Raw genomic sequence first — 26,103 nt, 5'->3', positions numbered from 1 at the left:
AATGCATGCCCCCGTCACAAACCGACCGATGCGCGCAATTCTCCCGCCCCCGAACACATGCGTGTCGAAGCCCAACTTCTGCTGGACGATGATGACGGTCGAGAACTCCTCCGGGCACTTTAGAAGCACAGCGGATTCGCCCTGTCAATAGTTAGTCAGGTTGAATGACTATTCCCTTGCTTGCCTTTCACCGCTCCACTATCCATCATGAATGGCGCTCGCCGGCTTCGGCGCGCAGTCTGTCCCGGCGGGAAAAACATGCGATCAGTCTTGTGCTACGGCGACTCCAACACGCACGGCCAGATCCCCGGCAGGGGGCCGCTCGAGCGCTATGGTCCGGGTGAACGCTGGCCGGGCATATTGCGTTCTCAGCTGGGCCCTGACTGGTATGTCATCGAGGAAGGATTGAGCGGCCGAACCACTGTCCATGACGACCCGATCGAGGGCGCCCACAAGAACGGCCGAACCTATCTTCGTCCTTGCCTGCAGAGCCATGCGACGCTCGACCTCGTCATCATCATGCTCGGCACCAACGATCTGAAGATCCGCTTCAACAAGCCGCCGTCGGAAGTGGCGATGGGCATCGGCTGCCTCGTCTACGACATCAAGGAGCTGGCGCCAGGTCCGGGCGGCTCGACGCCCGAGATCATGATCGTGGCGCCGCCGCCGATGCAGGACGACGTCAAGGAATGGAAGTCCATCTTCGCCGGCGCACCCGAGAAATCGCGCCTGCTGGCGCTCGAATTCGAAGTTCTGGCGGACTCGCTCGAACTGCACTTTTTCGATGCCGGCTCGGTGGTGTCGTGCAGCGAGGCGGACGGCTTTCACATCGATGCCGAGGCGCACAGATTGCTGGGCGCCGCGCTCGCCCGCGCGGTCGATGCCATCGGCTGGAGCCGCTCGACATGAGCAACCATACCGCCGCCAGGCAACGCGCTCTTACCGACGGGGCGACCTTTGCCTGACATGAGATTCGCACCACCCAATCCCTTGCGCATCGCCGATCGTGCGAGCGGGCTGAATGCATTGAGCGTCCGCAGCTACAACGAGCGGCTGGTGTTATCCCTGCTGCTTCAGAACGAAGGCATTTCGCGGATGGAAATCGGCGAGAAGACCGGCCTGTCGGCGCAGACGGCTTCGGTCATCGTTCGCTCGCTCGAGCAGGAAGGCCTGGTCTCGCAGGGCGAGGCGCAGCGCGGCCGCGTCGGGCCGCCGACGATCCCGCTTTCGCTCAACCCGGAGGGCGCCTATGCGGTTGGCGTCGGCTTCAGCCGGCGCAGGATCGACATCGCGCTTATCGACTTTATCGGCACGGTGCGCTTCCACACGCAGTTGCCGGCGGATGAAGCCAATCCGTTTCCGCAAAGCAGCGATCTGTTCGGCGCGATCGGGCAAGCCATGACCAGCCTGCCGGTCGAGGCGCGCAGCCGGGTTGCCGGCATCGGCCTGGCGGTTCCCGACGATGTCGACACGATGGCTGCAACCCGCAACGGATCGAGCACCTCGCTCAAGGCCTTGCAGGCCGAGATCGAGGAACAGATCAAGCTGCCAGTTTTCGTGCAGAACGACATCACAGCGGCAGCCGGCGGCGAGAGCATGTTCGGCGTCGCAAAGCCGCTCAACGATTATCTGTTCTTCTATCTCGGAGCACGGCTGCAGAGCAGGCTCATCCTCAACCACCAGATCTACAAGGGAAACTCCAGCGCCAGCTTCGATCACGGCCTGATGCGCCTGGAGAGCGAATTGGCCATGCGCGGGCGCCCGTCCGAAATCATCTGGAGCAGCAGCCCTGAGTGGCCCGATCTGGGCGAGGCCTACAGCGCATGGCTGGGCGAGTGTTCCGACCGCCTGAAAGCGTCGATCTCCGCGCTGACCCAGTTTGTCGAGTTCAGGACGGTCGTCCTGTCCAGCTATGCGCCGCAAAAGATTGCCGAGGCCTTGTGCGACGACATCGGCCGGGAATTCCCCGGCATCGAAGCGCTGCCGGCGCGCGTCACCATCAGCCCGAAGGCCGTCGGCGCGGCAAGCCTGCCATTCAGTTCGCGCTTCATGATCCAGTGATCGAGCTGAACCGGGTTGCCGGTCGGCCGATCATGCCCCTCTGCAGGTCCATCGATGATTTTCAGGTGACCAGGCGAATCCGCTTGCCAGGACGCCCCACTTAATAGCATGTTAAGTGAACCCTGAGATCGCCATGAAAATCGCTGCGGATCACGCACTCAACGACAATGCCGCGACCAGCGCCGAAGCGCGCCGCTCGACGGTATTGGGCGATCGGATCAAGGCCTATCGCACGACGCGGCGCCTGACGCTGCGCCAGCTCGGCGACATGATCGGCACCACCGCCAGTTTCCTGAGCCAGCTCGAGCGCGGCCTTTCCGGCGCCAACGCCAGCACGCTGATGCTGATTGCCAATGCACTCGGCATCAGCCTCGCCGATCTTTTCGACGAATGCGAAGTGTCGCCGCACGCGGTGCTGACACGCAGCGAGCGGCCGGCGCTGCCGACCAGCGAAGGCTACCGCAAGACGCTGCTGTCGCGCCGGCCGATCCGCGAGATGGAAGTCTATTGCGGCGAGTTCGCCGTCGGCGGCTCGACCGGCGACGTGCCCTACACGCACGGCAACGCGAGCGAGATGTTCCTCGTGCTGCGCGGACGCGTGCAACTGACGCTCGGCGAGGAGAGCTTCACCCTCGAAGAGGGCGATAGCATCGAATATTCGACCTCGATGCCCCACCGGACGATCAATGTCGGCGATACGGTGGCCGAAGTGCTGTGGATCATTGCGCCGCCGACCAGCGGCGCCGTCGACCTCGACCAATATGTAGCCCGGAAAACGCTCGCGCCCGGCCTACCAAAATCAAACAGCGAGCCATCGGAGGGTTAGAAAATGGGAAGCAGATCAAGATTGGCCGGGTTCGTCGGCGCCGCCGCACTGGCCTTGCTTGCGGCCGCCGCTCACGCGCAGAACGCACCGCCGGCCGGGACCGTGGTGGACGGCTCGCTGAAGGGAAAGACGCTGACCTTCGTCTCCTATGGCGGCATCTACCAGGACGGCCAGGTCGCCGCCCTCAAGGAATTCGTCGACAAGAGCGGCGTCAAGCTTTTGAATGACGGGCCGACCGAAATCGCCAAGCTCCAGGCGCAGGTCGAATCAGGCAATGTGACCTGGGATGTCGTCGATACGGACGATTTTCCGCCCTTCGTGCATTGCGGAAAACTGTTCCAGAAGCTGGATTTGACCAAGCTCGACATCTCGCACATCCCGCCCGGACAGGTCGGCGAGTGCAGCGTGCCGGCGATGAACTACGGCATGGTCCTGATGTACAAGAACGACACGTACAAGGACAATCCGCCGAAGGACTGGAAGGACTTCTTCGACACCGCGAAATTTCCCGGCACCCGCGCCATCGACGGCAGCGGCAGCCCGCTCGGCGGTCTGATCGAACAGGCCATCCTGGCAGACGGCGGCAAGGTCGACGCCATGACGCCGGCCGACATCGACAAGGGCATCGCCAAGATCAAGGCGATCGGTCCCGACACCATCTTCTGGAAGACCGGCGCCGAATCCCAGCAGCTCGCCGAATCCGGCGAGGCCGACATGATCATCATGTGGACCGGCCGCGCCATGACGGCGGTCAAGAACGGCGCTGCCTACACGCCGGTGTGGAAGGACTGGCTGGTCGTCATGGACCAGCTGACCATCCCGGTCGGCGCCAAGGATACCGACGCTTCCTACGCGCTGATCAACGCCTATCTCGGCAAGAAGTCGCAGGAGATCCTGACCGAGCAGACCTCCTACTCGCCGATCAACAACGAGGCACAGCCGAAGGTCGACGCATCCGTCGCCGCCTTTCTGACCAACACGCCGGACCACGCCAAGCTCGGCTATCAGCAGAACATCAAGTTCTGGGTCGCCAACTTCGCCGCCGCGTCCGACAAGTGGACAGCGCTGATGGCCGGCAACTGAGCCGGCTACCGCTAAGGTGACGGCGTGAGCCAGACATCGCATACGCCGACGGCCGGGGGTGATCATCCTCGGCCGCCAGGTGCCGTGCGGGCGCCGCAGCGGCGCGCGCGCCTTGCTGCCTATCCTTCGCTGCTGGCGATGCCCGCCTTGGCTTTGCTCATCGCCGCGATGGGCTATCCCTTGCTGACCGTCACGCTGCGCAGCTTCTCGGACCCATCTTGGGGCTTGCAGAACTATGTCTGGTTCTTTTCCACCCCGGTGAACGTCACCGTCCTGTGGCGCACCTTTTCCATCGCAGCCTGGGTCACCATCGTTTGCGTCATCGCCGCCTACCCCTATGCCTATCTCATGACGGCGGTCGGACCGCGCCTGCGGCTGGTCCTCATCCTGTGCGTTTTGGTGCCGTTCTGGATCAGCGGCGTGGTGCGCACCCTGGCCTGGGTCATCCTGCTGCAGGATTCCGGCATCATCAATTCGGTCATCAGGCTGCTCGGCTTTGACGGCGTGAAGCTGATCCGCACGCAGACCGGCGTCGTCATCGGCATGGCGCAGGTGCTGCTGCCGTTCATGATCCTGCCGCTCTATTCGGTCATGCGCGGCATCGATCTGCGCCTCGTGCAGGCGGCGCGCAGCCTTGGTGCGCGCCCGGCACGCGCCTTCCTGCAAATCTATCTGCCGCTGTCGCTGCCCGGCGTTTTCGCCGGCGCCATCATCGTCTTCATCCTGTCGCTCGGCTTCTACATCACGCCTGCCCTGCTCGGCGGCCCGCGCAGCACCATGCTGTCGACGCTGGTGCAGAGCCAGGTGCTCAGCCTGCTCAACTGGGGCCGCGGCGGCGCCATGGGCGTCGTGCTGCTGGTCGCGACCTTCGTGCTTCTGGCGCTCGCCGCCCCGCTGATGCGCCAGCGCCACAAGCAGGCGTCCAGATCATGAGACTGGCACCATCCCGCCTTCTGCTCGGTCTGTTCTGCCTGCTGGTCGCCGTCTGGCTGGTGATGCCGACGCTGGTCATCATCCCGATGTCATTCAACGAGAAGAAGTCGCTCGCTTTCCCGCCGTCCGGTTTCTCCTGGCAATGGTACGAGAATTTCTTCACCAACCCCGATTGGCTGTCGAGCTTCTTCAATTCGCTGAGGGTCGCGGGCCTCGTCGCCGTCGCCGCCACGCTGATCGGCACGCTGGCGTCGCTCGGCCTCAGCCGCATGAAACATTCCGGCGCCGGCCTGCTGCGCGCCATCCTGATCACGCCGATGATCGTGCCCGGCGTGGTGCTGGCCATCGGCATCTACGCCGTCTATCTCGACTACCAGCTCGTCGGCACCACCACCGGCTTCGTCATCGCACATACGATGCTGGCGATCCCCTTCGTCATCATCGCCGTGTCGGCAAGCCTCGAAGTCTTCGACGCGCGGCTGGAGACGGCGGCGGCAAGTCTCGGCGCCAACCGCTTCACCACATTCCGCACCGTGACCTTGCCGCTGATCGCGCCCGGCATCCTGTCCGGGCTTTTGTTTGCCTTCGTCACCTCCTTCGATGAGATCATCGTCGCGCTGTTCATCACCAGTCCCTACCTGAAGACCTTGCCGGTGCAGATCTTCACCAGCATCACCCGCGACGCCGATCCGACGGTGACGGCCGTCGGAACCATCATCTTCATTGCCACGACGCTGATTATCAGCGCCGGGCTGATCATCAGCTCGAAATCGACGAGGAGTTGAGATGACTGCGAGGAAACGCGGCGCGGCCATCGACATCAAGGGCGCAACCAAGCGCTACGGCAATTTCACCGCACTCGACGATGTCAGCCTGCATATCGAGCCGGGCGAGTTCATGACGCTGCTCGGCCCCAGCGGCTCGGGCAAGACCACGACGCTCAACGTCGTGGCGGGCTTCACCGACCTCACCTCCGGCGACCTCGCCGTTGGCGGCAAAAGCATCGTCGCCCTGCCGGCCCACAAGCGCAACATCGGCGTTGTCTTCCAGCACTACGCGCTGTTTCCGCATATGACGGTCGGCAAGAACGTCGCCTATCCCCTCACCTTGCGCGGCATGGACAAGCAGGCGCGCGACCGTCTCGTCGTGCGCGCGCTGGACATGGTCAAGATGTCCGACTTCGCGCATCGCTATCCCTCCGAACTTTCCGGCGGCCAGCAGCAGCGCGTGGCGCTGGCGCGCGCCATCGTCTTCGATCCGCCGCTGCTGTTGATGGACGAACCGCTCGGCGCGCTCGACAAGAAACTGCGCGAATGGCTGCAACTGGAGATCAAGCGCATCCATCGCGAACTCGGCACCACCTTCGTCTATGTGACGCACGACCAGGAAGAGGCGCTGGTCCTGTCCGACCGCATCGCCGTCTTCAATCAGGGCCGCATCGAACAGGTCGGAACCGGCCGCCAGCTCTACGACGAGCCGACGACCCTGTTCGTGGCCAAGTTCATCGGCGAATCGACCAGTTTGCGTGGCACCGCCCAGACGTCCGGAAGCGAGACCAGCCTGACGATCGCCGGCCAGAAGATCGTGGCCAACGGCAAGCTCGCCAGCGGCCGCAAACCGGTGGTCCTGCTGCGGCCGGAGAAGCTTTTGCTTGCCGGCACCAACACGCCTCCCGCCGCCGGGCAGAACAGCCTCACCGGTCAAATCAGCGAGGCGATCTATCTGGGCTCCGGCTCGAAATACCAGGTGACGCTGCGCGACGGCTCGGTCGCCATCGTACGCTCGTCGCTGGAAGCCACACCGTTCTCGATTGGTGACACGGTCGATCTGCGCTGGTCGGTCGTCGATGCAAAACTTCTTGCCGACGACGATCGCGCCGACATGACGATGACCTGATCGCTCTTTCCCCGCAGGATTTTTAGACATGGACGCCAAAGTCAACGGCAACGTCTCGTTCTGGTATGCCGACATCGGCCTGCCGGCCTATCGCGCGCCGCTTCCGGGCGATCTCGAAGCCGATGTCTGCATCGTCGGCGCCGGCTACACCGGCCTGTGGACGGCTTATTACCTGAAGAAGGCCGATCCATCGATCCGCATCGCCATCGTCGAGCGGGAGTTCGCCGGCTTCGGCGCGTCGGGCCGCAATGGCGGCTGGCTGTCCGGCGGCTTCAGCTGGTCGCGCGAGAAATATCTGCAGACCTCGACGCGCGGCGCTGTCATCGACATGGAAACGGCCATGCATGGCACGGTCGACGAAGTGATCAAGGTGACCGAAGCCGAAGGCATCGATGCCGACATCCGCCGCGTCGACAATCTGACGGTGGCGACCAACCCGCCGCAGCTCGAACGGATCAACGCCGCCTATGCCGATGCGATCGGCTGGAGCGTGCCGAGCGAGCGTGTCAGCCTGATCGGCCAGGCAGAGGCCAAGGCCCGCATCAACATCAGGAATGTGCTTGGCGGTTATATCCACCACGGCACCGCGCGTGTGCAGCCGGCCAAGCTGGTGCGCGGCCTGTCCGAAGCCGTCGAGCGGCTCGGTGTGCCGATCTACGAGCAGACCACCGTGACCGGCATCGAGAAGGGCAAGGTCACGACGAACCGCGGCACCGTGCGCGCGCCGATCATCATCCGTGCCACGGAAGGGTTCACGGCCGGCATACCAGGCAATGAACGGCTCTGGCTGCCGCTCAACAGCGCGCAGATCATCACCGAGCCGCTGCCGCAATCACTGTGGGACGAGATCGGCTGGGAGGGCCATGAGCTTCTGGGCGACTCCGCGCACGCCTATTGCTATGCGCAGCGCACCAGGGAAGGCCGCATCACCATGGGCGGACGCGGCGTACCCTATCGTTACGGCTCGCAAACGGATGTGCGCGGCCAAACGCAGCAGGCCACGATCGAAAGCCTGCACGCGATCCTCACACGGCTGCTGCCGCAGACTGCGAAGCTTCGCATCGACCACGCCTGGTGCGGCGTGCTGGGCGTGCCGCGCGACTGGTGCACGACGGCAGGGCTCGATCCGCAAACCGGCATCGGCTGGGCCGGCGGCTATGTCGGGCTCGGCGTCTCGAGTTCCAACCTTTCAGGCCGAACGCTGCGCGATCTCATCCTGCGCCGCGACACCGAATTGACCCGCCTGCCCTGGGTCAACCGAAAGGTCAGCAAATGGGAACCCGAGCCAATGCGCTGGCTCGGCGTCCATTCGATGTATCAGCTCTATCGCGTTGCCGACGAGCGCGAGGAAGCCGGCCTCCAGCACACGTCGAAACTGGCCGCGATCGCCGACCGCATCACAGGACATTGAGAGACTGCCATGACCGACTTCCAGACCTTCGCCCACCTCGCCTCCATCGACCTCGGCGAGGCTGAGCCCAAGCCGACCTCGATCAGCGGCGATCAGTTCGAAGCCTCGACGACGCTGTGGACCTCGCCGGATGGCGCACTGGAAGTCGGCGTCTGGGAGTGCACGCCGGGCCGCTTCACGGCCTCGCGCGAGACCAATTCCGAAACCTGCCACATCGTGTCAGGCCGGGTCTCGCTGCATGGTCCCGATGGCCGCAGCGAGGACGTCGGTCCGGGCGAAATGCTGGTGCTGCCGAAAGGCTGGAAAGGCGAATGGGCGATCCACGAGAAAACGCGCAAGCTCTATATCCTGCACTTCGAAGCGTGAGCCGGCTGGAACAGCCGCTACTCGTCGTCTGAACGATCACCCCCGGTAACGATCGGCTTGCCTTCTATCACACGCCGCAAGGCGTCGTTGATGCGGTCCTGCCAGCCGGGACCGTCCTCCTGGAAATGGTCCAGCACGGCGCGGTCGATCCGGATCGAAACAAGCTCCCTGACGCCTGGAGCGGCCAACGGCTCACGAATAGGAGCAACCGGCTTCTTGATTGGCTTGAAAGCCGCTTCGGCGGCCGTCATGGGATTTGTCGGTCGGCGCGGAGGATTTGCCATTGGATGACCCTGACTGAGGATGATTCGTGCGCGACGTAGCACGCCTGAGCCACCATAGCCCAACCAGCACCGTCGCGCAGGCCCCTTTGGTCAGGACGATCACTCGGCTGCTTGGAGGCTCTGTGCGTCGATGATGACCCTGATCTCGGCGCGGCAGGAGCCGCAATTCGTGCCGGCATTCAGGGCCGCGCCGATTGCCGCGACGCTGCCGCAGCCGCGGCGTACCGCTTCCGCGATCTGGTTGGCGCCAACGCCGAAGCAGGAGCAGACGATGGCGCCGCGATCGACGTCGATCCCGCCCGGCCGCCCGGCCACGATCGCCAGCCTGCTGCGCCGATCAACATGATCGGCGCTCAGTTGTTCCGCCGCCCAGCCGCGCGACACGGCGACCGGGCCGGGCGCGACGAACAAGGCGCCTGACAGTTGGTCGTCGTCGAAGGCGGCGATGCGGTGCTGGCCGGCGTCGCGGTCGTGATAAGCTGATATTTCGGCACCCAATGACGTACCGAACAGCGACCCGGCAAAGCCCGCCCAGTCGATGTCGTCATCGGCAAAGGCAAGCTCGACCCGCCAGCCGCCCTTGCATTTGGCCACGGCCCAGTAGGCCGCGGTATCGGGCTCAGGCCTGCGCCGCGTCACCGCAAAGCCAAAGGCCTTTGCCGCGAATTTCTCGATGCGGACGGCGACATGTTTCAGCGCCGGCTGACCGGAAATGGGATCGGTCAGCGGCGCGGTCAGCGTGTCGAGCCGGCCCTTTGCCGAGAACTGATCGGTCCAGTGCATCGGCGCAAACAGGCTGCCCTGGCGCTGGCGCGCCGTCACCAGCGCGCGCACCAGCACATCACCGCGCGGGCTGGAAACGCGCGCTATGTCGGCGTCACCGATGCCGAAGCGCTGCGCATCCGCCGGGTGGATTTCGACGAAGGGCTCGGCGATGTGCTGCGAAAGCCGCGGGCTTTTCCCCGTCCGCGTCATGGTGTGCCAATGGTCGCGGATGCGGCCGGTGTTGAGGATCAGCGGATAATCGGGGCTGGTGCGGATTTCCGTGGTGGGACGGATGGCGATGAAGCGCGCCTTGCGGTCGGGTGTGAAGAAGTTGCCGTTGGCGAAGAAGCGAGCCTGGAGCCCAGTCGTGCCGACCCCTTCTGGCCAACCTCCAGCTTGAGCGCCCCCCTCTGGCCTGCCGGCCATCTCCCCCTCAAGGGGGGAGATTGGCAGCTTCGCCGACTGCTTTCGCTTTGCGACGTTGTGAATTGGCGAAGACGGCCATGACAGCCGATCTTCCCCCTTGAGGGGGAGATGGCCGGCAGGCCAGAGGGGGGCGCCTTGGCTCGGCGCTGGCCATTGGAACGGCTCAAGCGCCTCATATCCCTCCGCATCAACCCCGGCATAAGCCCCGATGTCGAAATCCCGCGCACCATCATTCTCGAAACCCGACAGCGCGGCATGCTCGGCAAACACCTCCGCCGGCGACGCGTAGGAAAACGCCTCACCAAACCCCATCCGTTTGCCCACCTCGGCAACAATCCGCCAGTCAGGCAGCGCATCTCCGGGCACGCGCAAAAACGCGCGCTGGCGCGACACACGGCGTTCGGAATTGGTGACGGTGCCATCCTTCTCGCCCCAGGCGGCGGCCGGCAGCCGGACATGGGCGTGGCGGACGGTATCGGTCCGGGCCAGCACGTCCGACACCACCACGAACGGGCAGGCCTTGATCGCCGCTTCGACGGCATCGGCGTCCGGCATCGAATCGACCGGGTTGGTGGCCATGATCCACAGCGCTTTAATGTGCCCGTCGGCAACCGCCTTGAACATCTCGACTGCCTTCAGGCCGGGCTTTCCGGCAACGGCCGGCGCGTTCCAGAAGCGCTGCACGCGGTCGCGATGATCGGGGTTTTCGATCTCCATATGGGCGGCCAGCATGTTGGCCATGCCGCCGACCTCGCGCCCGCCCATGGCGTTGGGCTGGCCGGTCACCGAAAACGGCCCTGCCCCTGGCTTGCCGATGCGGCCGGTGGCCAAATGGCAGTTGATGATGGCATTGACCTTGTCGGTGCCCGAAGACGACTGGTTCACCCCTTGGCTGTAGACGGTCACGGTCTTGGAGGTCGCCGCGAACAGGCTGTAGAACCGGTCAAGCTCGTCCTCGCTCAGGCCCGTGGCAGCAGCGACGCCAGCCAGGTCCAGCGCGGAGGCGGCGAAAAGCGCTTGCCCGAAGCCCGTCGTGTGCGTCGTGATATAGGTGCGGTCGAGCGCATTGTGCTGGCCGAGATAGGCGAGCAGGCCAGTGAACAAAGCGATGTCGCCATCCGGCGCGATCGCCAGATGCATATCGGCAATGTCAGCGGTCATGGTGCGACGCGGGTCGACCAGCACGATCTTCATCTCCGGCCGCTTTTCCCGGGCAGCCGCGATGCGCTGGTAGAGCACCGGATGGCACCAGGCGAGATTGGAGCCGACCAGCACGATCAGGTCGGCAAGCTCCAGATCATCATAGGTTCCGGGCACGGTGTCGGAGCCGAAAGCGCGGCGGTGGCCGGCGACCGAAGAGGCCATGCACAGGCGCGAATTGGTGTCGATGTTGGCGGAGCCGACAAAGCCCTTCATCAGCTTGTTGGCGACGTAGTAGTCCTCGGTCAGCAACTGGCCGGAGACATAGAAGGCGACCGCATCGGGCCCGTGCTCGGCGACGGTTTGCGAGAAGGTCGAGGCGACGAGGTCGAGCGCCTCGTCCCAGCCGGCGCGGCGGCCGTGGATCTCCGGATGAAGCAGCCTGCCGTCGAGATCGATGGTCTCGGCCAGTGCCGAGCCCTTGGAGCAGAGCCGGCCGAAATTGGCCGGGTGGTCGGGGTCGCCGCGCACGGACACTTGCCCGTCCGCGGCGACCTTCGCCAGCACGCCGCAGCCCACCCCGCAATAGGGGCAGGTGGTCCTCACCTCGCGCGCTTCATCGATCTCCATGGGGTCAGGCCGCGCGGCTGGCCAGCGCTTCCAGCGCAATGAACAGATGCTCGCCTTCGATCCGCACCGGAATGGTGCGCACCGCGCCCTCGTCGGCGCCGAGCGCCTTGCCCGTTTCCAGCGAAATCACCCAGTTGTGCAAGGGACAGGTCACCGCCGTGCCGTGCACGATGCCCTGGCTGAGCGGTCCGCCTCTGTGCGGGCAACGATCGTCGATGGCGTAGACCTGATCGTCCTGGGTGCGGAAGACCGCGATTTTTCCTTCCGGCGTGGCGACGCAGCGCGCGCCGCGGCGAGGGATGTCGGAGAGAGAGCCTATCGATATCCAGTTCATCACGCTCACTCCGCCGCCTGCGCAAAACCGACCGAGGCCATTGGCCGGAATTCGTGCTTGTCCTTGCCGGAAACGCGTTCCGACCACGGGTCGACCTGGGCGAATTTCTGGCTGAAGACGAAGCGCTCGTAATAGGCCCTGCGCTTGTCGCCATCGTCCATGATCTGGCGCTTGATCTCGGGGATGCCGATGCGCTTGGCCCATTTGTAGATGCGCTCGAGGTAGCGGCCCTGCTCGCGGTACATCTGCGTCAGCGCCACAATATGCTCCAGCGCCTCGTCCTCAGTCTTCACAAGCCCGAGTACTTCGGTGCCCTTGATGTCGAGGCCGGCCGCGCCGGCAAAATGGATCTCGTAGCCGGAGTCGACGCAGATGACGCCGACATCCTTGCAGGTCGCCTCGGCGCAGTTGCGCGGACAGCCCGACACCGCCATCTTGACCTTGGCCGGCGTCCACGAGCCCCACATGAATTTTTCGATGCGGATGCCGAGGCCCGTCGAATCCTGCGTGCCGAAGCGGCACCAGTCCGAGCCGACGCAGGTCTTCACCGTGCGCAACCCCTTGGCATAGGCGTGGCCGGAGACGAAGCCGGCCTGGCCGAGATCGGCCCACACCGCCGGCAGGTCTTCCTTGCGGATGCCGAGCATGTCGATGCGCTGGCCGCCGGTGACCTTGACCATCGGGATTTCAAACTTGTCGACAACGTCGGCGATGGCGCGCAGTTCAGCGGCATTGGTCACCCCGCCCCACATGCGCGGCACCACCGAATAGGTGCCATCCTTCTGGATGTTGGCGTGGACGCGCTCGTTGATGAAGCGCGACTGGTAATCGTCGGCGTAGTCGTCCGGCCAGTCGCAGACGAGATAGTAATTGAGCGCCGGCCGGCATTTGGCGCAGCCGCAGGAGGTCGTCCATTCCAGTTCCTGCATGACGGCGGGAATGGTCTTCAGGCGCTTGGCGATGATCAGCCGGCGGACCTCGTCATGGCCGAGCGTCGTGCAGCCGCACATCGGCTGCACCGCCGCTGGATTGTATTTGTCGCCGATGATCAGCACCATCAGCTTCTCGACCAGCCCGGTGCAGGAGCCGCAGGAGGCCGACGCCTTGGTGTGGGCGCGCACGTCGTCGAGCGAGGTCAGGCCCTTGGCCGTGATCGCGCCGGTGATCTTCCCCTTGCAAACGCCGTTGCAGCCGCAGATCTCCGCATCATCCGGCAAGGCTGCAACGGCCGCCATAGGGTCCAGCGGGGCACCCCCCTGGTAGGACTGGCCGAAGATGAGCGTATCGCGCATCTCGGATATGTCGGTCTGCTTTTTCTTGAGATCGTTGAACCAGGCGCCGTCCGCCGTCTCGCCATAGAGCACGGTGCCGATGATGCGGTCGTCCTTCAGCACAAGTCGCTTGTAGACGCCGGCCGCCGCATCGCGCAGCACGATCTCCTGGCGGTCCTCGCCCTCGGCGAAGTCGCCGAGCGAGAACAGGTCGATGCCGGTGACCTTGAGCTTGGTCGGCGTGTCCATATGGACGAAGGCCGCCGCTTCGTTGCCGGCAAGCTGGCTGGCTGTCACGCGCGCCATCTCGTAGAGCGGCGCGACGAGGCCATAGACCTGGCCGTTGACCTCGGCACATTCGCCGAGCGCGTAGATGTCGGGATCGTTGCTGCGCATGCCGGCGTCTACGACGATGCCCCTGTTGACGGCGATGCCGGCCTGTTTGGCCAGCGCCGAATTCGGCCGGATGCCGACGGCCATCACCACAAGCGTTGCTGGGATAATGGTGCCGTCAGCAAGTTCCACCTGCCCGACCTTGCCGTTGCCTGTGATCGCCTGGGTGTTGGCCTTGGTGATGACCTTGATGCCGCGCTGCTCCACCGCGCGCTGCAAGAGATAGCCGGCGGCCGGATCGAGCTGGCGCTCCATCAAAGTCGGCATGACATGCAGCACGGTGACGTCCATGCCTTGCGCGTTGAGGCCCGCCGCCGCCTCCAGGCCCAGCAGGCCGCCGCCGATGACCACCGCCTTGGCCCGCGACTGGGCAGCGAGCATCATCGCCTGCACGTCGTCGAGATCGCGATAGGTCAGCACGCCCGGCAGGTCATGGCCCGGCACCGGAATGATGAACGGTACCGAGCCGGTGGCGATGACGAGCTTGTCGTAGGGCTCGGTGACGCCGTGATCCGAGGTGACGGTCTTCGCCGTCCGGTCGATGGCAACGATCTTATGGCCCTTGTAGAGGGTGATGTTGTTGGCGATGTACCAGCCGTCGCCATGGATGATGATCTCCTCATAGGCCTTCTCGCCCGACAGCACCGGCGACAGCATGATGCGGTCGTAATTGACGCGCGGCTCGGCGTTGAAGATGGTGACGGTGTAGCGGCCCGGAGCCTGTTCCAGCAGGTGCTCCAGCATGCGCCCTGGGGCCATGCCATTGCCGATGATGACAAGTCTCTCGCTCATGGTGCTACTCCGCGGCTTCGACGAAGCGGTGGCGTTCGTAGAGGAACTTCAGCACCGCCTCGCGGCAGCGCAGGAAGGTCCGGTCGGAAGAGAGTTCGACGCGCCGGCGCGGCCGCGCCAGCGGCACGGCAAGCACTTCGCCGATGGTTGCCGCCGGGCCATTGGTCATCATGACGATGCGGTCGGAGAGCAGCACCGCCTCGTCAACGTCATGGGTGATCATGATCGTCGTCGAGCCGAGCCTGGAATGGATGTCCATCACCGCGTCCTGCAGATGGGCCCGCGTCAGCGCATCGAGCGCGCCGAACGGCTCGTCGAGCAGCAGGATCTTCGGCTCCATCGCCAGCGCCCGGGCGATACCGACGCGCTGCTTCATGCCCCCGGAGATTTCCGCCGGGCGTTTGTCCTTGGCATGCGCCATCTGCACGAGGTCGAGATTGCGCATGATCCAGTCATGCCGCTCGACTTTGCTCTTCGAACGGCCGAAGACCTTCGACACCGCCAGGTTGATGTTTTCGTAGACGGTCAGCCACGGCAGCAGCGAGTGGTTCTGGAACACCACGGCGCGTTCCGGTCCAGGGCTGTCGACCTCCTTGTCCTCGAGCAGCACGGCGCCGGCCGACACCTTGGTCAGCCCGGCGATCAGATTGAGCAGGGTCGACTTGCCGCAGCCGGAATGGCCGATGATGGAGACGAATTCGCCCTTGTCGATGGTCAGCCTGATGTCCTTCAACACCTCGCTGACCTGGGCACCACGCGTGAAGGATTTGTCGATATGGTCGAGCTTCAGATAGGCCGTCATCGCCCCTCTCCTCACTTTGCCGTTGTGCCGCGGGTGACGAAGGCGCCGACCGCCGCGACCAGCCGGTCGAGGCAGAAGCCGGTGACGCCGATATAGGCGAGCGCGACGATGATGTCGGGCAGCCGCGACGAGTTCCACGCATCCCAGATGAAGAAGCCGATGCCGACGCCGCCAGTCAGCATTTCAGCGGCGACGATGGCGAGCCAGGACAGGCCGATGCCGATCCTCAAGCCGGTGAAGATGTAAGGCGCGGCGGCCGGCACCATGATCTTGACGAAGAATTCGAACTGGTTGAGCCGCAGGATGCGCGAGACGTTGCGGTAGTCCTCGGGAATGTTGCGCACGCCGACCGCGGTGTTGATGATGATTGGCCAGATCGAGGTGATGAAGATGACGAAGATCGCCGACGGGCTGGAATCACGGAACGCCGCCAGCGACAGCGGCAGCCAGGCCAGCGGCGGCACCGTGCGCAGGATCTGGAACACCGGGTCGAGGCCGCGCATCGCCCAGATCGACTGGCCGACCAGCGCACCGAGCGCGACGCCGACGACCGCCGCCAGGCCGAAGCCGACGGCGACGCGCTGCAGCGAGATCAGCACGCGCCAGGCCAGACCTATATCCTGCGGGCCATTGTCGAAGAACGGATGCGCTATCAGGTCGTAGGCCTCGTTCCACACCTGGGTCGGCGGCGGCAGGCTCGATGTCGGCGACGAACAGGCGATCTGCCAGACGACCAGCATCAGCGCGATGACGATGATGGGCGGCACCAGCGCGCTCGCCAGTTTGCCGGCGATGGCGAGCGGCTCGAAGCGGCGCCGTGCCTTGGCAGTGAAGGCGATGACCTCCGCCGGCTTGGCGGGAAAGGCCTTCACCTTGGTGTCCTCGATAGTCTGGATCGACATGTCTGGGGAAAACTCCTTGGGGGCAGGTAGTGATCGCAAGCGGCGCATGCACCGCTTGCGATCAGGCTACGCCGATGCCTTGATCTTCAGGCTGTCGAGATAGGCGGACGGGTTGGCCGGATCGAAAATCTTGCCGTCGAAGAAGGTCTCGACGCCGCGCGACGACGACGCCGGAACGTCGGCTGCCGCGACGCCGAGGTCCTTGGCCGCCTCGCGCCACAGATCCTCGCGGTTGACCTGGTCGACCAGCGCGTTGATGTCGGTGGTCGGCGCGAACTTGCCCCAGCGGATATTCTCGGCAAGGAACCACGCATCATGGCTCTTGAACGGATAGGAGACGCCGCCCTTCCAGAACTTCATGGAGAGATCGGTGCCGTTGGCGACGCGGCCATTGCCATAGTTGATGTCGCCCTTGAGACGGCCGATGATGTCGGCGACGGGCACGTTCATCCATTGCCGCTTGCCGATGATAGCGGCCATCTCGTCCTTGTTCTCGGTGGCCTCGCACCATTGCTGCGCTTCCATGACGGCCATCAGGATCGCCTTGGTGGCGTTCGGATATTTCTCGATGAATTCGGCGCGCAGGCCGAGCGCCTTTTCGGGATGGCCCTTCCACAATTCGCCTGTCGTGGCGGCGGTGAAGCCCACGCCCTGGTGGACGAGTTGCTCGTTCCACGGCTCGCCGACGCAGAACACGTCCATATTGCCGACCTTCATGTTGGCCACCATCTGCGGCGGCGGCACGACGATGGTCGAGACGTCCTTGTCGGGATCGATGCCGCCGGCGGCCAGCCAATAGCGCAGCCACAGATCATGCGTACCGCCCGGGAAGGTCATGGCGGCCTTGATTTCCTTGCCGGTCGCCTTCTTGGCAGCGAACGCGTCTTTCAGCTTCGAGGCGTCGAGGCCGACACCGGTGCCGGCATATTCCTGGGCGACCGAAATGCCCTGGCAGTCGTAGTTGAGCCGAGCCACGATCGCCATCGGCATCGGCTGGTTGTTCTGCGTCACCTTGCCGGTGTGCATGAGGTAAGGCAGCGGTGTCAGGATATGAGCGCCGTCGATGCCGTTGGCCGCGCCGCCGAGCATCAGATTGTCGCGTGTCGCACCCCAGGAGGCCTGCTTGAGCACCTCGACATCGGGCATGCCGAACTTGGCGAACAGCCCCTTCTCCTTGGCGATCATCAGCGGGGCCGCATCGGTGAGGGCAATGAAGCCGAGCTTGGCGCCGGTGACCTCCGGAGTGGCGGTCGCGGCATAGGCGCCGGAAGGGAAGAGCTTGCGGGCCGCCACGAACAGGCCGGCCGTCATCGCGCTGCTGACCAGAAAATCGCGGCGCGTCATGTCTTTGAGGGTCGTTCCAGTCCTGATCCGTTTCGTCATCGTCGTCTCCGGTTGGGCGCGGCTTGGGATCCGCGTCGTCGATTGCGTGTTGATCAAAACAAAAAAGCCGCCAGCCAGGTCTTCGCGTCCGGGTGACCGGGAGCGCGCTTTAACCTGAGCGGCAGCTTTGCCTGTGGCGCCCGCCATTGGACGCCCGTTCCGTGACCCGCGAAGGGCCTGTCTATTTCAAAGCAGGAACCGTGCCAGTTTTGAGAGAGGTGAAAAAGGCCAATGAAATCAGCAGCCCGCGCTGATCGCCGGCGCACTGAACCCTATGGCCGGAAGGCCAAAGATTGTTCATTAGGGCAATCGCGCGCACAATTTTTGTGCAATGCACAAGGATGGCGCGGAAATGATCAGGCCTGAATCTCGGCAGATTTCTGGCCGGTAATGTACGCATCGATCTCGTCAGGATCGAAGATCTGACCGTCGAAGAAACCGTCCGGACCGAGCACAAGGCCGGCGCCTGTCGCGCCGACCGCGGTGGCAATTTGGAGCGCACCCTCGACTTTCGAATTGGCGCCGGGAAGCGCGACGCCGAGCGGCTTCAGCGCCGAACGATAGAGGTCGGGACGGTAGCAATCGCGGGCGATGGCGAGATTTTCAGGCGTGTGCGCCACGTGCCCCCAGCGCACCATCTGCGTGTAGAACCACAGCGCATGGCTCTTCCACGGAAAGTTCGCCGCCTTATCGAAGGGGAGGAAGAAGTCGTCGATGGTCCGCTCCGCACCGCCGCCCAGTTGGAGATGGCCGGTCAGGATCGGCATCTGCACGGTCGGCGGCAGGCCGAGGAAGCCGGCCTGCGCCATCACCCCGGCCAGTTCGCCATGGTTGGCCGGATCCTGGCACCAGCGCGCCGAGTGATGCAGCGCGCGCAGCAGCGCCGCCAAGGCCTCGGGGTTTTCATCTGCCCAAGCCTTGCGCACGCCGATCACCTTCTCCGGGCTGTTGCGCCATATCCGCGCCTTGACGGTGACGATATGCCCGGTGCCGGCGGCCACCGCAGCGCTGTTCCAGGGTTCGCCGACGCAGTAGCCGTCGATGCGGCCGGCGGCCAGCGCATCGGCCATGAAGGGCGGCGGCACGATGACGATCTCAATCTCTTGGCTCGGATCGATGCCGCAGGCGGCGAGCCAATAGCGCAATTCGTAATTGTGCCCGGAATGCGGATGCACCACGGCAAAGCGCAGCGGATCGCCACCGGCCGCAGCGCGCTCGCGAATGAGCGCGCCAAGTGCGGCACCGGCGCGCGCCGGGTCTAGGTCGGCCTCGGCGCCGTGTGCCGCCATACCGGCCCAAACGGCATTGGAGATGGTGACGCAATTGCCGCCGAGGCCGAGCGAGAACGGCACGATGGTTTCCGAGGCCAGCGGCGTCAGCCCGAGATTGCAGGCGAGCGGCATCGGTCCCAGCATATGCGCGAGATGGAAGTGGCCGATGGCGATGCGGTCGCGGATGTTGGCCCAGGATGTCTCGCGGTGCAGCTTCAGATCGATGCCTTCTTGCGCGGCGAAGCCAAGTTCGCCCGCCGCGACCAGCACGGCGCTGTCGAAAAGCGGCATGAAGCCGGCGGTGATCTGGTGCTTGGCAGTCATGCTCATTCGTCCTCCGCCGGTCCCAGCAGCCCCGCGGCAGTCACCAGGCTTTGGGCGATGTCGCCGATCTTGCGGTTCTGGTTCATCGCCGTCTTGCGCAGCAGCGTGTAGGCGGCCTCTTCGGAGAGGCCGCGCGATTTCATCAGGATGCCCTTGGCACGGTCGATCACCTTGCGGCTCTCGAGCTCGCCGCGAACCTCTTCCAGTTCGCGTGCCATGCGCGAAAAGGCGTTGAAGCGGCTGACCGCCATGTCGAGGATCGGCTTGACGCGCTCTTGCCGCAGACCGTCGACGACATAGGCCGAAACGCCGGCATCGACCGCCGCCTCGATCGAGGCCTGGTCGGAGCGGTCGACGAACATGGCGATCGGCCGTTTTACGGCACGCGACAGCTGGAACATGTTTTCCAGCATGTCGCGATTCGGGTTTTCGAGATCGATGACGATGACATCGGGTTCGATCTCGGCGATCCGCCGCGCAATGCCGGTCACGTCATGGATGACGGTGACCCGCTCATGGCCGGCCTCGCGCAAACCCGCCTCGATGATCGCGGCGCGGATGCGGTTTTCATCGATCACCAGGACGGCGAGTGCGGTTCGAACCATGCCTGCATTGTGACCAAGCGAAGCAATTGTGCAATGCGGTATGGTTGAACAATCCGATATTCGCTGACCGCGCCGCAGGCGCCCTATTCCGCGGCCAACGCCGTGACCTCGCGGCGGAAGGGCAGTGCGTCGCCGATATCGGCTTCATCCAGCTCGCGCGCGAAGCGGTGGCCGGCATAGGTTGCCCAGGCGATCGGACCCGGCGCCTCGGCGTCGCCGATGATTTTGACCGAGCGGATGCCGCTATCGGCCCATTCGTCCCGCCGCGCCTTCAATTCCTGCCAGACACTATCGTCCTGGTGGCGTGACGTGACCAGCACCACGGCGTCCGCGGCGATGTCAAATTGGCTGCCCGTATAGGCGCACGCCGTGGCAACACCGCCCGGCACGATGCGCGTCACAGTCCGGTTCAGCACGATCTCGACGCCGCGTTCGGCCAGCCGGCGATGGATGGCGCCCTGCTCCAGCGTGTTGCGGGTCCAGTCGGACACATAGGCTGACGGCGTCACCAGCGTCACCTTCGCACCCTGGCGCGCCATCAGCTCGGCCAGAACGCCACCCATGTAGTAGTGGTCGTCGTCGAACAGCACGACACTGCCGGTCGGCACAGTGCCGGCCATCAGATCGTCCGGCGTGTAGACCGGCATGGCCGGGTCGATCGGCATCGGCACGACATGCGCGCGCGCCACGCCGTCTCGGCGCCATGTCGAGCCGGTGGCAAGCGCAATGTTCTGAAAGCCGAAGTCCAGTATCTCCTGCGCCGACAATCGGCTTTCGAAATAGACGTCGACATTGGACATCTGGCTGATCTGGTACTGGCGGTAGTCGCGCACGCGTCCCCATGCCGAGAGACCAGGCAAGCGGCACTCGCGCGCCACGCGGCCACCAAGTTCGGTGCCGGCCTCGGCGATGGCCACCTGATAGCCGCGCAGGCCGAGCGCACGCGCCGCCTCCAGCCCGGCCGGGCCGGCGCCGACGATCAGCACGCTGTCGCTATCGCCCTTGGCCTGCATGCGTTCGGGATGCCAGCCCTTGCGCCATTCCTCCATGAAGGTCGGGTTCTGCGTGCAGCGCGAGATCGACATGGTCATGTCGCCGGTGATGCAGATGTTGCAGCCGATGCATTCGCGAATGTCCTCGATGCGCCCCTCCTCCACCTTCTTCGGCAGGAAGGGATCGGCAATCGATGGGCGCGCGCAGCCGATGAAATCCAGCGTGCCGGACTTGATCATCTTCACCATCACATCCGGCGAGGTGAAGCGACCGACGCCGACGACCGGCTTCGAGGTCAGTTTCTTGATGCCGGACACCAGGCTCTCCTGCGCGCCCTCCTCCTTGAACCGCGACGGCCCCGAACAATCCTCCCAGGCGCCATGCGCCAGGTCCCAGAGGTCGGGCAGATCGGCATGCATCTCGATCATGTCGCGCACTTCGGAATTGGCAAAGCCGAGCTCACCGATCATCTCGTCCAGCGACAGCCGCAGCGTCAGGCCGCACGTGTCGCCGATAGCGTCCCTGCCCTCTTCGATCAGCTCACGCATCAGCCGCGAGCGGTTCTCCAGCGAGCCGCCATATTCGTCGCTGCGCTGGTTGGTGGCCGTGGACAGGAAGTGCTGGATGATGCCGAAGCCATGCGCGCCGTAGAGGCACACCAAATCGAAGCCCGCGAGCCTCGCCCGTTTGAAGGCATTGCGATGCCAGCGGCGCAGGTCGCGAATATCCTGCTTGTCCATGGCGCGCGCCTGCACCGGATCGTTGGTGAAGGTGCGGATCGGCAGGGCCGACGGCCCGCGCGGCACTTCCTTGGTGTAGAGGTTCGGCCCGTTGATGCCTGAGTAGGCCAGCTGGATGCCGGCCAGCGCGCCATGCTGGTGCATTGCCTTGGCCATCTTCGCCAGCGCCGGAATATCGGCATCGTCCCACAGCCTGAGCTCGATGAAGGGCGTGATCTCCGATGTGTGGTGCATCTCGGTTTGCTCGGTGAAGATGACGCCCCAGCCGCCTTCCGACTTGATGCGGCGCATCTCGGCCGCGGCCGAAGGGTCGCGATAGCCGCCGCCATTGCAATGCGGCACCTGATAGAAGCGGTTCTTGGCGGTCACCGGACCGATCTTCACGGGCTCGAACAAAATATCATAGCGCGGATCGCGCATGGAACGTGCCTTCCTGCCAGCGTCGCCCTGCAGCACGCCCGATCATGGTTTCGAGGCGTGACGCAAGCCGGCCAGCCCAGTGGGTTGATGCCGTGAGACCATTCATAAGTTGCGGCAAGCGCCGGAAAACAACAGATTTCTTCTGTGCCGGTTAGGCCGCGCCTAATCGCACACATCCGGATTAGCATCCGCTGAATCCCGACTGAGCCAAATGCGACTTCAAGGCCCCGGCCACGCGATGCTAGAAGTACCGACGGCCAATGAGACACAAGACGCATGGACAGCATCCAGATCCTTGAAAAGCTGCTCGCATTCCCGACGGTGAGCCGCGACTCGAACCTCGCCCTCGTCGGCTACGTGGCGGACCTGCTGGACGCGCACGGCATTGCCAGCCGGGTCATCCACAGCGAGGACGGCCACAAGGCCAACCTCTTTGCCACCATCGGACCGACTGATGCTTCCGGCATCATGCTGTCCGGTCACACCGACGTCGTTCCCGTCGACGGCCAGGCCTGGACGCTGCCGCCCTTCGAGATGACGAACCGTGACGGCAAGCTTTACGGACGCGGCGCGGCCGACATGAAGGGTTTTGTGGCCTGCGCGCTCGCCGCGTGCCTCAAGGCCGCGAAAATGACGCTGAAGACGCCTCTGCACCTGGCACTCTCCTACGACGAGGAGATCGGCTGCATCGGTGTGCGCAGCCTGGTCGACATGCTGCAAGCGGCCCCGCATCGGCCGCTGCTATGCATTGTCGGCGAGCCGACCGATATGCAGGTGGCGACGGGGCACAAGGGCAAGCTTGCCGCACGCGCGCTTTGCAAGGGGCGCGAAGGCCATTCGGCGCTGGCCCCGCTGGCGCTCAACGCCATCCATCTCGGCTGCGACTTCGTCGCCGCCTTGCGCCGCGAACAGGACCGGCTGGTGCGCGATGGCGCCCGCGACGGCGACTACGACATCTCATACACGACCGTCCATGTCGGCAAGATCAACGCAGGCGTGGCGCTGAACATCGTGCCGAACCTTTGCCAGGTCGACTTCGAGATCCGCAATGTCGCAGCCGACGACCCGCACGAGATTCTCGACCGCCTGCGCAAGGAGGCTGCTCATATTGCTTCCGAAGCCTCGACCATCGCGCCCGAGGCAGCAATCGACATCGACATCACCAACACCTATCCCGGCCTGGACACGCCAGCCAGTTCGCAAGCCGTCGCCTTCGTCAAATCGCTGACCGGCGCCAACAATACCATCAAGATGGCCTTCGGCACGGAAGGCGGCCTGTTCAGCCGCGATCTCGGCACGCCGACGGTCGTGTGCGGGCCGGGGTCGATGGCGCAAGGGCACAAGCCGGACGAATTCGTCAGCGTCGAGCAGATGCGCCGCTGCGACGACATGCTGGAAAAATTGCTTAAGCGGCTTGCCGACCAGCAACTGGCGTAACCGGGCGCTACTTCTGCGGAAGCGCTGCCTGGCCGACGGCCCGCTCGGCGCCGAACACACCTTGCTCGACGACAAAATGCCGGCAGTGGTCGATGAACGCCTGGGCGGATTGCGTACGATGTTCGGAATTGGGCAAGGCGACGCCCATGGTCAGCGGCCGGAGGTCACCGTCCAACGGCACGAAGACCAGCGGCTTGCCGTCCGGCGCCAGCGTGTTGAGCGGCCGCATGTTGGCGATGCCGTAGCCGAAGCCGTTGGCCACCATGGAGCGCATGACTGCAATGTCGCCGGTGCGCTCGGCAATATTGGGCCGGATCCCTCGCTGGTGGAATGCCGACAGGAAATATTCGCGGCTGTACGGCAGGTCGAGCAGCACCATCGGCTCGTCGGCCAGTTCCTCCGTCGTGATCGACGCCTTGGTCGCGAAACGATGGCCCGCCGGCAGCATGACATAGGCCGGCACCAGCATCAGCGGCTCGAAGGTCATGTCCTGCGACAGTTCGAGATCGTAGGTCAGGGCGAGGTCGATTTCACCGCGCTGCAGCATCTCAAGCAATTGCCCCTGATTGCGCTCGAACTGGCGCACGCGCACATCGGGATAAGCGCGCTCGAACCGCATGCGCAGCGCCGGCAGCACGATCTGCGCAAAGGTCAGCAGGCATCCCACCGCCAGCGGGCCGCGCACCTTCTCGGCAAAATCGCCGGCGACGTCATGCAAGGCATCGGCATCATTGAGCAGCCGGGCGGCTTCCTTGAGGAAGATGCGGCCACCGGCGGTGAGCGAAAGGCCGTGCGAATGCTTGCGGACAAAAAGCTGGACACCGAACTCGGTTTCCAGCTGCGCGATCGAGGCCGAAATCGATGGCGGCGACACATTGACCTGCTCGGCCGCCTTGGCGATGGAGCCGGCTTCGCCCACGGCAACGAAATATTCCAGCTGTCTGAGCGTGAAGCGTAGCGGCATGGCTGGCTATGTTGCCGGTTTGAGGGCTTCGATCAAGCCTAATGCATGTCGCGCAAAAGTGGCCCCGGTTTTGCGCAAACGACATGCATGGAGCAAAGGCCTAAAGCGCATCACTTGAATCCGTTCGATCGCGATGCGCTTTAGGCGCCCATCAATATTTGATCCATGTCGTTTTGAGCGCGGTGTACTTGTCGAGCGCATGCAGCGACAGGTCGCGGCCGAAGCCGGATTGCTTGAAACCACCGAACGGCGTCATCGGGCTCAGAGCGTCGACCGTGTTGACGGAAACCGTGCCGGCCTGCAGCCGCCCGGCGATGCGGTGCGCGCGCGACAGGCTGTCGGTCCACAGCGATGCGGCGAGCCCGTAGGGGCTGTCATTAGCGATGCGGATCGCGTCGGCCTCGTCATCGAAGGCAATGACCGAAAGCACCGGCCCGAAGATCTCGTCGCGGGCAATCGGATCGGCAGGCGCGACATCGTCGAAAATGGTGGGCTGGACAAAGCTGCCGCGCCCATTGACCGTGACCAGGTCGCCGCCCGCGACCAGGCGCGCGGTCTTTTTACCGGCCTCGACGAAGCGCATGACATTGGCGGCGTGGCGACTATCGACCATCGCGCCCATTTTCGAAGTCGGATCGAGCGGATCGCCGGGCTGCGTGGCCGCCGCACGCTGCACCAGTTTCTCCACCAGGGCATCCTTGATGCCGCGCTGGACGAGCAGGCGTGAATTGGCGGAACAGACCTCGCCCTGGTTGAAGAAGATGCCGAAGGCCGCCATATCGGCCACCACATCGAGATCCCCGCAGTCGGCAAAGACGAGGTTGGGGCTCTTGCCGCCGGTCTCCAGCCAGACCTGCTTCATGTTCGACTGCCCGGAATATTGCAGGAACATCTTGCCCACCGCGGTCGAACCGGTGAAGGCGAGGCAATCCACATCCATATGGCGGCCAAGCGCCTGGCCGGCGGTTTCGCCAAGGCCGGGCACGACATTGAGCACGCCGGCAGGCAGGCCCGCCTCCATCGCCAGCTCCGCCAGGAGCAGGGCCGACAGAGGCGACTGTTCGGCGGGTTTCAGCACCACCGAATTGCCCGCCGCCAGCGCCGGTGCGCATTTCCAGGTTGCCATGTCGAGCGGGAAGTTCCACGGCACCACCGCGCCGACCACGCCAAGCGGCTCGCGCCGCACCAGCACCAGATCGCCTTCGCCCGTCGGCGCCACCTCGCCATAGATCTTGTCGATGGCCTCGCCATACCATTGGAAGATCGCCGCCGAACCGGGGACGTCGACCGAGGCCGCATCCCTGACCAGTTTGCCCATGTCCAGCGATTCAAGCAGGGCCAGTTCATGCAGGTTGTCGCGCAGCAGCTGCGCCAGCCGCAGCAACACCTCCTTGCGGTGCGCCGGGCTGGTGCGCGACCAGACGCCGGCGTTGAAGCTGCGCCTAGCGGCGGCAACCGCCAGATCGATGTCTTCCTCGCCGCAGGACGCCACTTCGGCCAGCACCTCGCCCGTTGCCGGATTGACGCTGGCAAAGGTCCGGCCCGAACGCGCCGCGACCGTCTTGCCGTCGATGAACGCCTTGTCACGAAAACGGATCGCGGACGCCTTGCCGATCCAGTCCTTGTGGCTGAGTTCACTCATCGCAGGTGA

General features: G+C 64.5%; 22 protein-coding genes. 10 read left to right on the top strand and 12 right to left on the bottom strand.

Translation table 11 applies throughout. From position 1 onward, the window contains the following. Positions 1 to 258 precede the first annotated feature (258 nt). The 9 genes from RPF88_RS01415 (at position 259) to RPF88_RS01375 (ending at position 8,576) form a co-directional block, all read left to right on the top strand. Positions 259 to 909 (top strand): SGNH/GDSL hydrolase family protein, encoded by a 651-nt coding sequence (locus RPF88_RS01415; protein WP_064992538.1) that lies wholly within the window; start codon positions 259 to 261, stop codon positions 907 to 909. A 57-nt stretch (positions 910 to 966) separates the two neighbouring features. Then, positions 967 to 2,061 (top strand): ROK family transcriptional regulator, encoded by a 1,095-nt coding sequence (locus tag RPF88_RS01410; protein ID WP_013530471.1) that lies wholly within the window; start codon positions 967 to 969, stop codon positions 2,059 to 2,061. 133 nt (positions 2,062 to 2,194) lie between these two features. After that, positions 2,195 to 2,887, top strand: coding sequence for a helix-turn-helix domain-containing protein (locus tag RPF88_RS01405; RefSeq protein WP_224620655.1), 693 nt, complete (start codon positions 2,195 to 2,197; stop codon positions 2,885 to 2,887). Between the two features lie 3 nt (positions 2,888 to 2,890). Then, on the top strand, positions 2,891 to 3,970 hold the full coding sequence (locus RPF88_RS01400; protein ID WP_023809407.1) for an extracellular solute-binding protein: 1,080 nt from the start codon (positions 2,891 to 2,893) through the stop codon (positions 3,968 to 3,970). Between the two features lie 24 nt (positions 3,971 to 3,994). After that, positions 3,995 to 4,903, top strand: coding sequence for an ABC transporter permease (locus RPF88_RS01395; RefSeq protein WP_337121569.1), 909 nt, complete (start codon positions 3,995 to 3,997; stop codon positions 4,901 to 4,903). Next, positions 4,900 to 5,688: an ABC transporter permease gene (locus RPF88_RS01390; protein WP_027160917.1), complete on the top strand. Its 789-nt coding sequence runs from the start codon at positions 4,900 to 4,902 to the stop codon at positions 5,686 to 5,688. Before RPF88_RS01395 ends, RPF88_RS01390 begins: the two co-directional genes overlap by 4 nt. Before the next feature lies 1 nt (position 5,689). After that, positions 5,690 to 6,799, top strand: coding sequence for an ABC transporter ATP-binding protein (locus tag RPF88_RS01385; RefSeq protein WP_224620657.1), 1,110 nt, complete (start codon positions 5,690 to 5,692; stop codon positions 6,797 to 6,799). 28 nt (positions 6,800 to 6,827) lie between these two features. After that, positions 6,828 to 8,210, top strand: coding sequence for an NAD(P)/FAD-dependent oxidoreductase (locus RPF88_RS01380; protein ID WP_064992541.1), 1,383 nt, complete (start codon positions 6,828 to 6,830; stop codon positions 8,208 to 8,210). A 9-nt stretch (positions 8,211 to 8,219) separates the two neighbouring features. After that, positions 8,220 to 8,576, top strand: a complete 357-nt coding sequence (locus RPF88_RS01375) for a cupin domain-containing protein (RefSeq protein ID WP_337121568.1) — start codon at positions 8,220 to 8,222, stop codon at positions 8,574 to 8,576. Positions 8,577 to 8,593: 17 nt separating this feature from the next. On the opposite strand, the gene RPF88_RS01370 is transcribed toward RPF88_RS01375, so the two are convergent. From RPF88_RS01370 to RPF88_RS01325, 10 genes are all read right to left on the bottom strand, one after another. Next, on the bottom strand, positions 8,594 to 8,860 hold the full coding sequence (locus RPF88_RS01370; protein ID WP_275952521.1) for a BrnA antitoxin family protein: 267 nt from the start codon (positions 8,858 to 8,860) through the stop codon (positions 8,594 to 8,596). Positions 8,861 to 8,959: 99 nt separating this feature from the next. Next, positions 8,960 to 11,821, bottom strand: a complete 2,862-nt coding sequence (locus RPF88_RS01365; RefSeq protein WP_337121567.1) for a nitrate reductase — start codon at positions 11,819 to 11,821, stop codon at positions 8,960 to 8,962. A gap of 4 nt (positions 11,822 to 11,825) precedes the next feature. Next, a complete protein-coding gene (gene nirD / locus RPF88_RS01360) occupies positions 11,826 to 12,155 on the bottom strand; it encodes a nitrite reductase small subunit NirD (RefSeq protein WP_224674961.1) in 330 nt (109 codons plus the stop codon). Between the two features lie 5 nt (positions 12,156 to 12,160). After that, entirely contained in the window at positions 12,161 to 14,611 is a 2,451-nt protein-coding gene (nirB, locus tag RPF88_RS01355) for a nitrite reductase large subunit NirB (RefSeq protein WP_337121566.1), read from the bottom strand. 4 nt (positions 14,612 to 14,615) lie between these two features. Next, positions 14,616 to 15,413: an ABC transporter ATP-binding protein gene (locus tag RPF88_RS01350; RefSeq protein WP_013530459.1), complete on the bottom strand. Its 798-nt coding sequence runs from the start codon at positions 15,411 to 15,413 to the stop codon at positions 14,616 to 14,618. A gap of 11 nt (positions 15,414 to 15,424) precedes the next feature. Next, on the bottom strand, positions 15,425 to 16,315 hold the full coding sequence (gene ntrB / locus RPF88_RS01345) for a nitrate ABC transporter permease (protein ID WP_013530458.1): 891 nt from the start codon (positions 16,313 to 16,315) through the stop codon (positions 15,425 to 15,427). Positions 16,316 to 16,381: 66 nt separating this feature from the next. Next, complete coding sequence (locus RPF88_RS01340; protein WP_013530457.1) at positions 16,382 to 17,698, bottom strand: CmpA/NrtA family ABC transporter substrate-binding protein; 1,317 nt, start codon at positions 17,696 to 17,698, stop codon at positions 16,382 to 16,384. Between the two features lie 356 nt (positions 17,699 to 18,054). Further along, positions 18,055 to 19,293, bottom strand: a complete 1,239-nt coding sequence (locus tag RPF88_RS01335; RefSeq protein ID WP_337123837.1) for a CmpA/NrtA family ABC transporter substrate-binding protein — start codon at positions 19,291 to 19,293, stop codon at positions 18,055 to 18,057. A gap of 2 nt (positions 19,294 to 19,295) precedes the next feature. Next, positions 19,296 to 19,898, bottom strand: coding sequence for an ANTAR domain-containing response regulator (locus tag RPF88_RS01330; RefSeq protein ID WP_013530455.1), 603 nt, complete (start codon positions 19,896 to 19,898; stop codon positions 19,296 to 19,298). An 83-nt stretch (positions 19,899 to 19,981) separates the two neighbouring features. Further along, positions 19,982 to 22,051 (bottom strand): oxidoreductase, encoded by a 2,070-nt coding sequence (locus tag RPF88_RS01325; protein ID WP_024503968.1) that lies wholly within the window; start codon positions 22,049 to 22,051, stop codon positions 19,982 to 19,984. A gap of 276 nt (positions 22,052 to 22,327) precedes the next feature. On the opposite strand from RPF88_RS01325, the gene argE reads away from it, so the two are divergent. Continuing rightward, complete coding sequence (gene argE, locus RPF88_RS01320; RefSeq protein WP_337121565.1) at positions 22,328 to 23,488, top strand: acetylornithine deacetylase; 1,161 nt, start codon at positions 22,328 to 22,330, stop codon at positions 23,486 to 23,488. 7 nt (positions 23,489 to 23,495) lie between these two features. Here argE and RPF88_RS01315 read toward each other — a convergent pair whose 3' ends face one another. Beyond that, positions 23,496 to 24,452, bottom strand: a complete 957-nt coding sequence (locus RPF88_RS01315; RefSeq protein WP_013530452.1) for a LysR family transcriptional regulator — start codon at positions 24,450 to 24,452, stop codon at positions 23,496 to 23,498. Between the two features lie 151 nt (positions 24,453 to 24,603). Next, positions 24,604 to 26,094, bottom strand: coding sequence for an aldehyde dehydrogenase (locus tag RPF88_RS01310; protein WP_337121564.1), 1,491 nt, complete (start codon positions 26,092 to 26,094; stop codon positions 24,604 to 24,606). Between the last annotated feature and the right edge of the window lie 9 nt (positions 26,095 to 26,103).

This window comes from Mesorhizobium sp. ISC11, from assembly GCF_037162595.1.
Taxonomy (GTDB): Bacteria; Pseudomonadota; Alphaproteobacteria; order Rhizobiales; family Rhizobiaceae; genus Mesorhizobium; species Mesorhizobium ciceri.
The sequence above is the reverse complement of the archived record's forward strand: the minus strand, read 5'-3'. Positions and strand labels throughout refer to the sequence as shown.